Genomic DNA, 12709 nt, shown 5'->3' with positions numbered 1-12709 from the left:
GGCGACGGCGTTGGGCGGCGCGGGCAACTACAGGCCGATCGCGGCGGCCGCTTCGTCGGCGTCGCGCCACCGGGGCAGGTCGGCGCCCGGCGCCCACGTTGAGTGCGTGCCGCTGGAGATCCGTTCGGGCAGTTGCAGTTTGCAGACCGGGCCGTCCTCGACCCGGGCCGCGTCGAACACCAGGCAGTACGACTGGTCGGCCGTCATGTCGGTGGTGAGCGTGATCAAGTAGCCGTCGTCTTCGGCTTGGCCGCCGACCCGCGGCGCCATCGCGGTCTCGCTGCCGAAGACCCCGTCGCCGAATCCGAAGTGCTGTTCGGCACCGGTGTGCAGGTCGTGGCGGACCAGACCGTCGAACAGGAACCAGCCCGGTTTACCGCTGGCCGCGTAGGTGAAGCGGTGCGGCCGTCCGGCGTAATCGGGGTTGATCATGCCGAACTCGGTGAAGCTGTCGGACAACCGCTCTTCGCGCGCCTGCCCGGTGACGAGGTTGAAGCGCCACCGGTGCAGCCGGGTCTGCATGCCGTCCAGCGAGAGGCTGCGGAAGATCTGCTGCCACTTGCGGCTCATCCCGTTGTCGACGCCCTGGGTCGGCTCCGGATCGCCCTGGAAGAACCCTTCCAGCACGATCTCGTCGCCGTCCTCGTAGGCGTTGGGGAAGTGCAGGACGTAGGTGGGGTCGGTCTCGAACCACATGATCTGCGAGGTGTCCCCGCGGCGGGGGACGACGGCGAACCGTGAGGGCAGGTCGCGGTGGAATCGGGGCAGATGGATGTTGTGCTCGAGCAGCGCGGTGTCCCAGAACATCGGGAAGTCGTTGAGGATCACGTAGTTCTCGGTGAAGGCCATGTCGTGCGGCAGCCGCGGGCCGGGCAGCGGCACGTCGACGTTGTGCACCACCTCGCCGGCGGGGCTGACGATGCCGTAACGCAGGTAGGGCGCCTGCTTGCTGTAGTTGAAGAACAACAGTTCGCCGGTGCGGTCGTCGACCTTCGGGTGAGCGGACACCCCCCAATCGGCCGGGAAGGTGCCGTGCCAGTCCTCCTTGCCGAGGTCCGCACCGGTGCAGGGGTCGATGCGGTAGAGGTCGCCGCACTGGTAGTGGCTGGTCAGCGCGACACCGCGGTGCACGACGACGTCGGTGGACGACGCGTCTTTCATCAGGGTGCGCGCGCCCCAGCCGTGGTCGCGGCGGGCCAACTCGATCGGTTCGGCGATCCCGGGCCAGAGCGGGCCGCCGGCCTCGTTCTCCGCAGCGAACCCGTCGGTGCGGACGAACCTGTTGCGGTAGAACGCCTTCCCGTCCCGGAACCCGACGATGTGCAGCATGCCGTCGCCGTCGAACGGGTGGTAGTACTTCAGCGCCGGGTGCAGTGGGTTCTCGGTGTTGCGCAGGTACACCCCGTCGAGATCGGCCGGGATCTGCCCCTCCACGACGCGCACGTCGTCGTCGTCCCACTCGCTGGTCTGCGGCCGCCACGGTCCGGTGCGGTAGGGGTGGTCGTCGTCCTCGGGAAGTGTCGACAGGAACTTGCCCACGATCTCGGGGTGGGGGCGCAAAGCCATGGTCACGGGGTCCTTCCGACGACGAAGCTGACGGTGGTGGCGGTGCTGCCGCCGAAGTTCAAGGTGGCGAAAGTCTTCGCGTCGTCGACCTGGTAGCCCCCGGCGGTGCCGCTGACCTGCCGCGCCGCGTCCAGCAGCATCCGCACCCCGGACGCGCCGACCGGGTGTCCGCCCCCGATCAGCCCGCCGCTCGGGTTGATGGGGAGCCGGCCGCCGATCTGGATCTCGCCCTGCTCGATCGCCTGCCACGACTCACCGGGCCCGGTGAGGCCGATGTGGTCGATCGCCAGGTACTCGCTCGGGCTGAAGCAGTCGTGTACCTCGAAACCGTCGACGTCGTCGAGGGTGACGCCGGCGCGGCCGAACGCGTCGTGCACGGCGGCGCGCACATGGGGCAGCACGTAGGGGTCCCCCGCGGAGTGGTCCAGCTTCTGCTGCAATCCCAGGCCCACGGTGCGGTGCCCCCAGCCGTCGATGCGGCCGAGCGGGCGCGCGCCGGGGTGCTCGCGCAGCCAGTCGTCGCTGACCAGTACCACGCCGGCGCCGCCGTCGGTGAGCTGGCTGCAGTCCAGGCGGCGAAGCCTGCCCTCGACCACGGGGTTGGTGACGTCGTCGGCGGTGACGGGATCGGGGACGGACCAGTGCCGGGTCTGTGCCCGCGGGTTGGCCTTGGCGTTGGCGTAGTTCAGCGCCGCGATGGCATGGAGATGGGCCTCGTCGAGTCCGTAGCGCCGGTCGTACTCCGCGGCGACGGCCTCGAACATGTGCGGCCACAGGTATTTCGCGTCCAGGCCCTCGTGCCCGGTCCAGGCCGCCGCTCCGAGGATCGAGGTCGCGGTGTCACCGGGGACCGTCTTCTCCAGCTCCACCCCGACCACCAGGGCGCTGGAGTAGGCGCCCGACCGGAGATCGGCGAGCGCGGCGAGTGTCGCGGCGCTGCCCGATGCGCATGCCGCTTCGTGGCGCACCGCGGGAGTGCCCCACAGACCTGCGTTGACGGTCGCGGGCATGGCGCCGAGGTGACCCTGGCGGGCGAACATCTCACCGAACGCGTTGGCGACATGGACGACGCCGATGTCCTCGGCGTCCATCTTCGCCGCGTGCAATGTCGCGTCGACGACCTCGGCGGTCAGCCTGGCGAAATCGAGCCCTTCCCGGGCGTAGTTGCGCGCGAAATCGCTCTGGTAGCCGCCCAGGATCCACACACCGGTCGCACCGCTCACAGTTGGGAACGTACTACAACTAACAGAGTGACTAAAAGGGCGGCCCCGTCGGCTGCTGTCTGAACCGACGAGACCTCAACACCGAAGACGGTCGACCATCGTCGGTGTCTGCCGCCCTGCATTGCCCCCATCCGGGTGACGCAAACCCGGCGGTGTGTACGTGGGGGCGCCGAGTAGGGGAGTGTGTACCCCATGGACGAAACAGTGAGCCATGCCCTCGCCACGCGAATGGCGGAGTTGGCGCGATCGGTGGCAGCCCCTCGCCGCGTCGAGGATGTGCTCTCCGATGTCACCAAGGAGGTCATGGAGCTGATCCCCGGTACCGATGCCGCGGGCGTGTTGTTCGTCGGCAAAGAGGGCCGGTTCGAATCGGTGGCGGGCACCTCCGAGTTGCCGCACAAGCTCGACGAGCTGCAGATGCTGTACCACGAAGGACCGTGTCTGGACGCGGCCCTGGATCAGTTGATCGTGCGTACCGACGACTTCCGGACCGAGCAGCGCTGGCCCCGGTATACCGCCGCGGTCCTCAAGATCGGCGTGCTGAGCGGACTGTCGTTCAAGCTGTACACCACCGCTCAGACCGCGGGCGCGCTGAACCTCTTCGCGCTCACGCCCAACGCGTTCGACGGTGAGGCGGAGACGATCGGCGCTGTGCTGGCCGCGCACGCGGCCGCAGCGATCCTGGCCAGCAGGGAGAGCGAGCAGTTGGTCTCGGCGCTGTCGACACGGGACCGCATCGGTCAGGCCAAGGGCATCATCATGGAGCGCTTCAACGTCGACGACGTGGCGGCATTCGAGATGCTGCGGCGCCTCTCGCAGGACACCAACACCAAGCTCGTCGACGTCGCGGCCAAGGTGATCGACACCAGGGGCACGTGACCTCGGGGGTCTGAAGGGCGAGCACCGGCGCGGCAGGTATGCCGTCGGTGGACGGGCATGGTCGTCTCTCAGCTCAGGCCGGCGTCTTGCGGACGGGTCGGCACCACGATGACCGTGGGGCCGTCGGCCTGCACGGCCGCCGTGAACTCGCGCGCGAGTCCGTCGGTGTCGTCGACCGTCACCGCCCGGCACCCGAAACCCGTGCCCAGCGACGCGATGTCGAGCCCCGGAAGTTCCAGACCGGGAACGCCCGGGGTTTCCTCGAGCGCGGCGAACGACTTGAGCACCGAGTACTCGCCGTTGCGCAGCACCACGAACACGATCGGCAGCTTGTGCCGGGCCGCGGTCCAGATCGCCTGTACCGAATACTGGAACGAGCCGTCGCCGATGGTCGCGACGATGGTGCGCTTGACCCCCCGCTCGCGGTCGCCGAGCGCGATACCCACGGCCGCAGGCACACCCCACCCGATGCCGCCACTGCCGGTGGCGAAGAAGCTGGCCGAGCGCGTGGTGGGCAGCCAGCGCTTCTGGTCGAGCATCGTCGAGGTGGATTCCATCACCACCACGGCGTCGTCGGGCTTATGGGCGCCCAGGGTGTGGTACACGGCGTTGGCCGTCATCGGTGCGGTGCGCTCGGAGTCCTCGACCGGGATCGCGCCCAGCGGCGGCGTCTGCACCGAGCGGTCGGAGCGGGCGCCGATCATGTCCACGAGCTCTTCGAGGGCGACCCTGACATCGCCGAGCGTGCTGTCGCCGACAGGCGCCACCGCGGCCAGGTGCGGATCGGCGGTCAGTTGCAGCAGGCCGGTGCCCTCCGGGAGATACTCGCCGGCGATGTAGGGGTAGTACCGGAAGACCTGGGCCCCGACCACGATGACGAGGTCGTGGCCGTAGACCGCCTGGTTGACCCCGGCGATGCTCATCGGAAGTTGGCCTGGCCCACAGTTCGTGATCCTCGGGGAACGAGATGCGGTCGGGCAGAGCGGTTCCCAGTACCGGCGCGCCGAGCTTCTCGGCGAAGGTCACCGCGGCGTCCCAGCCGCCGTTGCGGTCGACCTCGGGACCGACGACCAGCAGCGGACGCTGCGCGGCGTCGATCCTGGCGGCGAACTCGCATAGCCGCGCGCGATCGGGTTCGGTGTGGTGGCTGGCGGTGCGGACCACCGCGGGACCGAGAGCGGGCTTGTCCCAGTCGTCGAGCGGGATGGACAGGAACACCGGTCCCATCGGAGGCTGCATGGCCACGGTGTAGGCCTGCATGAACGCGGCAGGCACGTCTTCGGCGCGGACCGGCTGATACGCCCACTTGACCCAGGGCTGGGGCATCGTCGTCTCGTCACGATTGGCCAGATACGGGTCGCTCAAAAGCATTTCACGGGTCTGCTGACCGGCGGTGACGATCATCGGGGTATTGGCCTTGTACGCCGCGACCAGGCTGCCGATAGCGTTCCCGGTGCCTGCTGCGGTGTGCAGATTCACCAGTGCCGGCTTGCCGGTGGTCTGCGCGAAGCCGTCGGCCATCGCCAATGCCGAAGCTTCCTGCAGCGCAAGGACATAGGTGAAATCGTCGGGAAAGTTCTTCAGAAATGTCTGCTCTGTCGACCCGGGATTTCCGAAAACTGTTGTCAGTCCCAGCTTCCGGAGGAGGTTGTAGGTGACGTCGTGGACGGTCTTCTCATCGGACATCGGGATCACCGGCTTCCTTCGTTGACGACCCGCGGTCTGGTTCCGCGGGTTCGGATCTGACTCTGACCCGAACCGGCCGCGATGTCGTCAACGGTGACCGCCATCCCGGTGTTCGGAATCCGGCAGACCGCACTACCGGCTATCGGGAAGCCGCGTCAGCAATGTCGCTTATTCGTCCGGCATGCTCGCCGGCGGCAACCCGCAGCGGGCGCGGAAGTCGGTCATGGGTTGCCGGACGCCCTGCAGCTCGTTGGCCACCTGGGGGTTCTTCTCCATGTAGTCGGTGACCCTGTCCCGGCGTTCGTCCGGCGGGAGCCCGCGCAGACTGGTGAAGAATCCGTTCACATCCGGGTGGGAGAACATGTAATCCGCCAACGACGCCGACACCCCGGACAGGACGATGGACTGGTCGGCGACGGAACAGTTCTGGGGCGGAGCGGGCGCCGGGGTCGGGGTCGGCTGCGCCGTGGCCACGGCCCCGGAACCGAGCAACGCCGCGCCGACGAGCATCGCCGCGCCTGCGGATCGGACGAGAACAGACATACCCACTCCTCTACCTGGTCGAGTCAATGTGCCGGACTGTGCTGATCAGTTGCCGCCGAATGCGGAGCCGCCGCCGTACTCCACGTCGCGCCGATCGCGCGCCGGGTTCAGCGCGATGTCGATGTCGTCGTCGTAGCAGTAGAGGTCCAGTTCGCACCACGGATACTCGGTGGGCAACGGGCCGGACAACGCCGGCGTGGCACCGGCCAACGGGGCCGCCGTCAACGCGGTGAACACACCTGCAGCTACCAGAAACGGAATTGCGTAGTACGACTTGCGCATCACTACCTCCGACCCCCGATCAACCGACGCCGCGCGGGCCGGTGACCGGCTGCGCTGACGCTCAATCTGCCGGTCACGGCGCACGTGGACATCCCCCAGATCGGGGGAAACACGTGGCTGGTCCGCCGCGGGGAACCGAATCGAGACGGCGTCAGGTGCTCGTCGCGACACGCACCAGGTCCGCGACGGGGCGCGAGCGGCTGTGAGGTGGCCAGGCGATGACGGTGGTCACCTGCGGCGCGTCGAGGACCGGGACGGCGGCGACGCCCTCGCGCAACTGGGCCCGGTACGACTCCGGCGCCAGCATGTACGTGCGCCCGAGCGAAATCAGTTGGAGCAACTGGGCGTGGTCGCGAACGGCGGGCCCGGGCCCGTCTGGATACTTTCCGTCCCGATTCGGCCAGCGAGGTGCGGGGAGTTCGGCCTGCTCGTCGAGTTGGCTCAGGTGCAGAGACCGCTGCGCGGTGAATGGGTGCCCCGCGGGAAGGACCGCGACCTGTCCTTCGGTGATCAACTCCTCCACATCGAGTCCCGTCGTCCGGTCGAAAGGGCGATGCAACAGAGCGACGTCTGCCCGCCCGTTCCTCAGGAGCGGTTCCTGTTCGCCGGGTCCGCACAGGACCACGTCCACGTGCACCGACCCGGGTTCGGCCGCGTAGGCGTGCAACAGCTTCGCGAGCAGATCGCTGGAGGCGCCTGCCTTGGCGGCCAGCACGAGCCGTGGCTCGCCCGTCGCGGCGAGCGCGGCCCGTTGCGTGCGGCGCTCCGCGGCCTCCAGAGCCTCCAGGACGAGGCGTCCTTCGCGGAGCAGGACCGCGCCCGCTTCCGTGAGGGTGACCGACCGGCTGTTGCGGTGGAGCAGTTTGGCGCCGAGACGCCGTTCGAGCTGACTGACTGCTCGGGACAGCGGCGGTTGGGCGATACCCAGTCGTTGGGCGGCGCGCCCGAAATGCAACTCCTCGGCGACGGCCACGAAGTAGCGCAGCTCTCTGGTCTCCACACCGCCAGGCTAACCGCGTGTGACCACAGCCGATACCGTCAAAGTAATGGTCGAGACCCGTTCGGTGTTGGACCGTGCCGGCCGATGCCTCGCACCATCGACGGCATGGATGAAAACAAGGTGGCGCTGGTGACCGGGGCGAACAAGGGCATCGGCTACGAGATTGCGAACGGTCTCGGCGCATTGGGATGGACCGTCGGCGTAGGAGCCCGCGACCGAGACCGGAGAGACGACGCCGTGGCGCGACTGCGCGCTGCCGGCGTCGACGCCTTCGGGGTGCCGCTGGACGTGACCGACGACGAGAGCGTGACGTCCGCCGCCGAACTGATCGCAGAGCGCGAAGGGCACCTCAACGCTCTGGTGAACAACGCCGCGATCACCGGCGGCGCAGACCAACAGCCGACCACGGTGGATCCGGCCGTCATTCGCACCGTGGTCGAGACGAACGTCATCGGCGTCATCCGCGTCACCAATGCGATGCTGCCGCTGCTTCGTCGCGGCGCCTCCCCACGGATCGTGAACGTGTCGAGCAGCGCGGGGTCGTCGACCCGTCAGGCGGGCGCGGGCACCGAAGCTCAGATGGGGCCCATAGCAGTGGCTTACACGCCGTCGAAGGCCTTCCTCAACGCCGTGATGTTGCAGTACGTCCGCGAACTGGCCGACACCGACATCCTGATCAATGCTGCCTGCCCGGGTTACGTCGCCACCGATCTGAACGGCTTCCGCGGCGTGCGCACCCCGGAACAGGGCGCGGCCGTCGCCGTCCGCCTCGCCTCCCTGCCCGATGGCGGTCCTACCGGCCGGTTCTTCGAAGACGCCGGTGAAGTGCCGTGGTAGTCGGACAACCGGATCACGACACAAACGACGCGAGTTCTTCCATCATCCACGGGTAGATGACTTCGGCCCTGGTGCTCAGCCGCCTCTTGAGGTCGCGGGTGGACTCGTCGGCCAGGACTTCGAGGGAGCCGTCCGTCACCGCGTCGTATGCCTGGGCCACGACGTCGGCAGCGCTGACTTTCGGGACGTCCCACCGAGCCGCCATCGGGGTGTCGACCATTCCGACCAGCAGCCCGATCACCTGCGTGCCCTGGCCCAGCAGTTCCACCCGCAGCGCATTGGTCGCCGACCACATCGCGGCTTTCGATGCGCCGTAACCGGTCGGAACGCTCATCCAGCTCGCTGCCGACAAGACGTTCAACATGGCTCCTCCACCGTTGACGGCGAGAACCGGGGCGAACGCGTTCGCGACGCGGACGGTGCCGAAGAAGTTGGTCTCGAATATCCGGCGAAGCTCCTCCTCCGGCCCGGAGATCGAATCCCCGGCGGGTGCGATCCCGGCATTGTTGATCAACAGGTCGACGTCGGGTGCCGCTGCCACCGCACTCGCGACATCGTCTCGGTCGGTGATGTCGAGGCTCAGCGGTCGGATCCTGGTGTCCTCCCAGCTGCGCGGTGCGCGTGCTGCCGCGTACACCTTGCTCGCGCCGCGATCGAGCGCCTGCCGCACGAACTGCTCACCAAGGCCGCCGTTTGCGCCCGTCACGAGCACTGTGCGACCAACGAGTGACTGGTTCATCTAAACTCCTCAACAAGTGGGGTCCATCCCCAGTACCACTATGTGGGGATACTCCCCACTTAGTCAAGGAGTGCAATGGCAGCTGCACACGGTGCCGCCCAGAAGTCGGCGCGCCCCATGCGTGCCGATGCCCGACGAAACCGCGACGCCATCCTCGCGGCCGCCCGCGAGACATTCGACGAAGAGGGCGTGCTCGCCTCGATCGACGGCATCGCGCTGCGCGCTGGGGTCGGCAACGCAACGCTGTATCGCAATTTCCCCACCCGCGACGATCTGCTCGCGGCGGTGATGGAGGCGAATACCGAAACAGCTCTCGCCGAAGCCGAGGAACTGTCGCGCTCGCTCACCCCTCGCGAAGCCCTTGCCGAGTGGCTGTTCCGCCTGACATGGCAGATGCGGATCTGGCACGACCTGCCGTACTGCATCTCCACCGCACGCGTCGACTCCGCATCGCCCATGAACGAAGCCTGCAATCCGCTGCTCACTCAGACGGCAACCCTCTTGGACGCGGCCAAGTCCACCGGAGATGCGATCGAATCCATCACCGCCGGCGAGATATTCGAGTTGGTCACCGCATTGTCATGGGGCGTGGACCGCTTCGGAGATGACATTGAAGCGGCGCGCCGGCGCGTGGCGGTTGCGACGGCGGGCATTTTCACCTCGGATTCAGCGGGCTAGCCGGCGGATGCCGGGCGGCACTTCGCCCCGCCCGGCGCAGGACGGGGTGAGGGCCGTTTCTCAGTCGGGGAGCGCGCGCCAATCCGGCGTGCGCTCGCGCGTCGCCTCGGCCAGTGCCGTGCGGGCACCGTCCGAGTCGAAGTCCTTCCCGTACACGGGGGTTCCGGGTTGCTGGCGCCAGGATTCGGAAAGCGGACCGGCGTCGACCGGGTCGAATCCGAGCTGGTCGATGATGTCGTGGACCAGCTCGCGGCCCGGCCCCTCCTCGCCGGCGACCGGGATGGCAATACGGTCCGGTGTCCCGCTGGGTGTTCCCTTCTCCAGGAGGTGCTTCCACCAGATCCCGTTGAAGGCCTTGTAGACGGGCGCGCCGATCTGTTCCGCCACCCACTCGCTCTCGGTGAGGCCGTCTTCGATCGCGCCGATGTAGCCATCCCGCTGCTGCGGGTAGTAGTTGTTGGTCTCGATTACCGGAGCGTCCGGTTTGCGCTTGTCGACGATTCCGTCGGCGAGGTCGGGAACGTTCTTCTGCGGAATGCTGATGATGACGCGATCGGCGTCGGCGGCGGCGTCCGCGGCCCACACGGGCGTTGCGCCGGTCTCCTCGGCGAGAGCGGAAAGAGTCTCCGGAGACCGCGAATTGGCGACGGCCACATCGTGACCGAGTGCCCGCAGGCGACGTGTCAACGTTCCGCCGATGTTGCCGGCCCCGATGATTCCGATCTTCATGGTGGAACTCCTCCTGTGGTGCTGGGTGTGCATTTCCACGGGCGTCATCGTCCGTGTGCTGAATCAGACTGTCGGTATGATGAATGATCTGCAGTGACGATTAATTCCCGATGCGTGGAAGGTCCGATGAAACCCGAGCCGGCGACCAGGCATCCCTACCGCTCGACACTGCGGGCAAAGCAGGCGTCGGCGACTCGGCAGTTGATACTCGACACCGCGACCAGGCTGTTCATCGAACGCGGCTATACCGCCACGTCGATCGACCTGATCGCCGAAACCGCGGGCGTCGCCCGCTCCACCGTCTTCACTGCCGCCGGCGGCAAGCCGTGGCTGCTGAAGACCGCCTACGACAGGGCGATCGTCGGCGACGACGAACAGGTCCCCATGGTCGACCGCCCGCGCATTCAGAGACTGTTCTCGATGGCCGATCCGGCGCAGATCGTCGAGGGGTATGTCGAGGTCCTCAGTGAGGCTGCGCTGCGCGTGTCGCGCCTCTACGAAGTGGTGCGCTCAGCTGCCGGGGTGGACGGCGAGGTGCATCAACTGTGGACCGAGGTCGGCAGTCAGCGACTGGAAGCGGCGAACGTCCTCGCTACCTTGCTGAAGAAGAAGGGCGGGCTACGAAAGGGACTCACCACGGCCATCGCCCGTGACCTCATCTGGGTCTACAACGATCCCGGCATGCACTACGCGCTTGTCGAAGTGCGCGGTTGGAGCCAACGCCGCTACCACGGGTGGCTCCTCGAGACGTTCAATCATCAACTGCTGGGGGAGGATTGATCATCGATCAGCCGGTGGTCCCCGCGCGGCGCGAGGCGGCGACGATCACCTCGAAATCGATCGCCACATGGGCGCGGGCGATGCTCTCGGCCTCGTCCGCACGGCCCGCGATGATCGCCGCGACGAGGTGCTCGTGGTCGTGCAGCGCCCGGCGCTCCATCGCGGCCATGGTGTCGGGTTCGCCCCACGGGTGAACCGGGGCGCCGACGTTCACCGAGGCCTCGAGATCGATCAGCACCTTCTTCAGGACCGGGTTGTGCGCGGCATCCATGATCGCCAGATGCAGACGGCTGTCGGCGAGCTGGGCGTCGGCGCCACTGCGGGCGGTGCGGAAGTTCTCGAGCGCGTCGGACAGGGCGGTCACATCGGCGTCGGTGCGTGATTCGGCGGCCGCACGGCAGACCGCGCCGTGGATGCGGCACACCGCGTCACACCGGTCCTTGAGCTCACCGAGCCGGCTGACCAGCGTCCGGTTGACGGCGTCGGTGGACGACTCGCGCCACTGTTGCAGGACGTAGGAGCCGCCGCCGCGGCCGCGGCGCGTCTCCAGCAGGCCCCCGTCGACCAACCGGGCCAGCGCGGCCCGCACCGTCATCCGCCCCACGCCCAACGACGCGGCCAGGTCACGCTCCACGGGCAGCCGGGCACCGGGCAGGTACTCGCCGATGGCAATCGCGGTGACCAGGCGATCGGTGATCTCGTCGACGCGCGACGGCATGTCGAGCTGCTGACCCAGCAGCCCGGTCATCACTGTGACGCCGTCCGTCATCGTCCCCGTCCTTCTCGAATACGGGCATGTTAATTCGCCTTAATGGTCTTGCGATGAGACCTTATCGGGTCCATGCTGAGCGCCATGCCCGTTGCGACACGCATGGTGCCCTTCCGCGAGTACGAGACGTGGGTCCGCATCACCACCCCCGAGGAACAGCGACCCGGCCTGTTGCCGCTGTTCGTCCTGCACGGCGGCCCGGGCATGGCGCACAACTACGTGCGCAACATCGCCGAACTTGCCGACGAGACCGGTCGCACGGTGATCCACTACGACCAGCTGGGCTGCGGCAACAGCACGCACCTGCCCGACGCGCCCGCCGACTTCTGGACCCCCGCACTGTTCGTCGACGAATTCCACACGGTGCGTTCGGCACTCGGCATCGAGCACTACCACCTCCTCGGGCAGTCCTGGGGCGGCATGCTCGGCGCCGAGATCGCGGCGCTGCAGCCCCCCGGCCTCGCCTCGCTGTCGATCTGCAACTCGCCGGCTTCGATGGCCCTGTGGATGGCGGGTGCCGCCGAGCTGCGGGCTCAGTTGCCGCCGGAGACCCAGGCCGCCCTGGACCGGCACGAGCAGGCCGGGACGGTCACCGACCCCGAGTACCTCGCGGCCACCGAGGAGTTCTACGTCCGTCACGTGTGCCGGATTGTGCCCCCGCCGCAGGACTTCGTGGAGACCGTCGAGCAGATGGAAGCCGAGCCCACCGTCTACCACACCATGAACGGCCCCAACGAGTTCCACGTGCTGGGCACGTTGCGTGAGTGGAGCATCGTCGACCGGCTGCCGAACATCACCGTCCCCACGCTGGTGATCGCCGGTGAGTTCGACGAGGCCACCCCGGCGACGTGGGCTCCGTATGTGGACCTGATCCCCGATGCCCGCAGCCATGTGTTCGCCGACGCCAGCCACTGCAGCCATCTGGAGAAACCCGGGGAGTTCCGCGCCGTCGTCGCCGAATTCCTCGCCGCCCACGACACCCAGGCCTGACGGCCCGA

The 12709-nt window shown here is 67.8% G+C and carries 13 protein-coding genes and 1 pseudogene; 5 read left to right on the top strand and 9 right to left on the bottom strand.

The annotated features are described in order from the left end of the window. Positions 1 to 27 precede the first annotated feature (27 nt). Both C6A87_RS22900 and C6A87_RS22895 read right to left on the bottom strand, forming a co-directional pair. Complete coding sequence (locus C6A87_RS22900) at positions 28 to 1566, bottom strand: carotenoid oxygenase family protein (protein ID WP_311114339.1); 1539 nt, start codon at positions 1564 to 1566, stop codon at positions 28 to 30. A 2-nt stretch (positions 1567 to 1568) separates the two neighbouring features. After that, positions 1569 to 2789 carry an acetyl-CoA acetyltransferase gene (locus C6A87_RS22895; protein WP_311114338.1) on the bottom strand — a complete coding sequence of 407 codons (1221 nt, stop codon included), beginning with the start codon at positions 2787 to 2789 and terminating at the stop codon, positions 1569 to 1571. Positions 2790 to 2981: 192 nt separating this feature from the next. On the opposite strand from C6A87_RS22895, the gene C6A87_RS22890 reads away from it, so the two are divergent. Beyond that, on the top strand, positions 2982 to 3668 hold the full coding sequence (locus C6A87_RS22890) for an ANTAR domain-containing protein (RefSeq protein ID WP_311114337.1): 687 nt from the start codon (positions 2982 to 2984) through the stop codon (positions 3666 to 3668). Between the two features lie 68 nt (positions 3669 to 3736). On the opposite strand, the pseudogene mdlC reads toward C6A87_RS22890, so the two are convergent. The 4 genes and pseudogenes from mdlC to C6A87_RS22870 form a co-directional block, all read right to left on the bottom strand. Continuing rightward, positions 3737 to 5354: pseudogene (mdlC, locus tag C6A87_RS22885) on the bottom strand (benzoylformate decarboxylase). A gap of 168 nt (positions 5355 to 5522) precedes the next feature. Then, positions 5523 to 5897 carry a heme-binding protein gene (locus C6A87_RS22880; RefSeq protein ID WP_311114336.1) on the bottom strand — a complete coding sequence of 125 codons (375 nt, stop codon included), beginning with the start codon at positions 5895 to 5897 and terminating at the stop codon, positions 5523 to 5525. Positions 5898 to 5942: 45 nt separating this feature from the next. Next, positions 5943 to 6179: a hypothetical protein gene (locus tag C6A87_RS22875; RefSeq protein WP_311114335.1), complete on the bottom strand. Its 237-nt coding sequence runs from the start codon at positions 6177 to 6179 to the stop codon at positions 5943 to 5945. 151 nt (positions 6180 to 6330) lie between these two features. Further along, on the bottom strand, positions 6331 to 7179 hold the full coding sequence (locus C6A87_RS22870; RefSeq protein WP_311114334.1) for a LysR family transcriptional regulator: 849 nt from the start codon (positions 7177 to 7179) through the stop codon (positions 6331 to 6333). A 120-nt stretch (positions 7180 to 7299) separates the two neighbouring features. On the opposite strand from C6A87_RS22870, the gene C6A87_RS22865 reads away from it, so the two are divergent. After that, complete coding sequence (locus C6A87_RS22865; RefSeq protein ID WP_311114333.1) at positions 7300 to 8016, top strand: SDR family NAD(P)-dependent oxidoreductase; 717 nt, start codon at positions 7300 to 7302, stop codon at positions 8014 to 8016. A 13-nt stretch (positions 8017 to 8029) separates the two neighbouring features. On the opposite strand, the gene C6A87_RS22860 is transcribed toward C6A87_RS22865, so the two are convergent. Then, positions 8030 to 8755 carry an SDR family oxidoreductase gene (locus C6A87_RS22860; RefSeq protein WP_311114332.1) on the bottom strand — a complete coding sequence of 242 codons (726 nt, stop codon included), beginning with the start codon at positions 8753 to 8755 and terminating at the stop codon, positions 8030 to 8032. 75 nt (positions 8756 to 8830) lie between these two features. Here C6A87_RS22860 and C6A87_RS22855 point away from each other — a divergent pair, with 75 nt between their 5' ends. After that, entirely contained in the window at positions 8831 to 9433 is a 603-nt protein-coding gene (locus tag C6A87_RS22855; RefSeq protein ID WP_311114331.1) for a TetR/AcrR family transcriptional regulator, read from the top strand. Positions 9434 to 9493: 60 nt separating this feature from the next. On the opposite strand, the gene C6A87_RS22850 is transcribed toward C6A87_RS22855, so the two are convergent. Beyond that, the gene (locus C6A87_RS22850; RefSeq protein ID WP_396836928.1) at positions 9494 to 10162 is read right to left on the bottom strand and encodes an NADPH-dependent F420 reductase; all 669 of its coding nucleotides are present in this window, start codon (positions 10160 to 10162) and stop codon (positions 9494 to 9496) included. Positions 10163 to 10288: 126 nt separating this feature from the next. On the opposite strand from C6A87_RS22850, the gene C6A87_RS22845 reads away from it, so the two are divergent. After that, positions 10289 to 10942, top strand: a complete 654-nt coding sequence (locus C6A87_RS22845) for a helix-turn-helix domain-containing protein (RefSeq protein WP_311114330.1) — start codon at positions 10289 to 10291, stop codon at positions 10940 to 10942. Positions 10943 to 10949: 7 nt separating this feature from the next. On the opposite strand, the gene C6A87_RS22840 is transcribed toward C6A87_RS22845, so the two are convergent. Then, complete coding sequence (locus C6A87_RS22840) at positions 10950 to 11711, bottom strand: GntR family transcriptional regulator (RefSeq protein WP_311114329.1); 762 nt, start codon at positions 11709 to 11711, stop codon at positions 10950 to 10952. Between the two features lie 84 nt (positions 11712 to 11795). On the opposite strand from C6A87_RS22840, the gene C6A87_RS22835 reads away from it, so the two are divergent. Next, positions 11796 to 12701 (top strand): proline iminopeptidase-family hydrolase, encoded by a 906-nt coding sequence (locus C6A87_RS22835; protein WP_396836927.1) that lies wholly within the window; start codon positions 11796 to 11798, stop codon positions 12699 to 12701. Positions 12702 to 12709 lie beyond the last annotated feature (8 nt).

The sequence above is a fragment of the Mycobacterium sp. ITM-2016-00317 genome, assembly GCF_002968295.1.
Lineage (GTDB): Bacteria > Actinomycetota > Actinomycetes > Mycobacteriales > Mycobacteriaceae > Mycobacterium.
The sequence above is the reverse complement of the archived record's forward strand: the minus strand, read 5'-3'. Positions and strand labels throughout refer to the sequence as shown.

Coding starts and splice junctions, on each gene's coding strand:
- C6A87_RS22860 (WP_311114332.1), bottom strand. CDS start 8,755: ATGAACCAGTCACTCGTTGGTCGCACAGTGCTCGTGACGGGCGCAAAC.
- C6A87_RS22875 (WP_311114335.1), bottom strand. CDS start 6,179: ATGCGCAAGTCGTACTACGCAATTCCGTTTCTGGTAGCTGCAGGTGTG.
- C6A87_RS22835 (WP_396836927.1), top strand. CDS start 11,796: ATGCCCGTTGCGACACGCATGGTGCCCTTCCGCGAGTACGAGACGTGG.
- C6A87_RS22850 (WP_396836928.1), bottom strand. CDS start 10,162: ATGAAGATCGGAATCATCGGGGCCGGCAACATCGGCGGAACGTTGACA.
- C6A87_RS22880 (WP_311114336.1), bottom strand. CDS start 5,897: ATGTCTGTTCTCGTCCGATCCGCAGGCGCGGCGATGCTCGTCGGCGCG.
- C6A87_RS22900 (WP_311114339.1), bottom strand. CDS start 1,566: ATGGCTTTGCGCCCCCACCCCGAGATCGTGGGCAAGTTCCTGTCGACA.
- C6A87_RS22890 (WP_311114337.1), top strand. CDS start 2,982: ATGGACGAAACAGTGAGCCATGCCCTCGCCACGCGAATGGCGGAGTTG.
- C6A87_RS22855 (WP_311114331.1), top strand. CDS start 8,831: ATGGCAGCTGCACACGGTGCCGCCCAGAAGTCGGCGCGCCCCATGCGT.
- C6A87_RS22845 (WP_311114330.1), top strand. CDS start 10,289: ATGAAACCCGAGCCGGCGACCAGGCATCCCTACCGCTCGACACTGCGG.
- C6A87_RS22840 (WP_311114329.1), bottom strand. CDS start 11,711: ATGACGGACGGCGTCACAGTGATGACCGGGCTGCTGGGTCAGCAGCTC.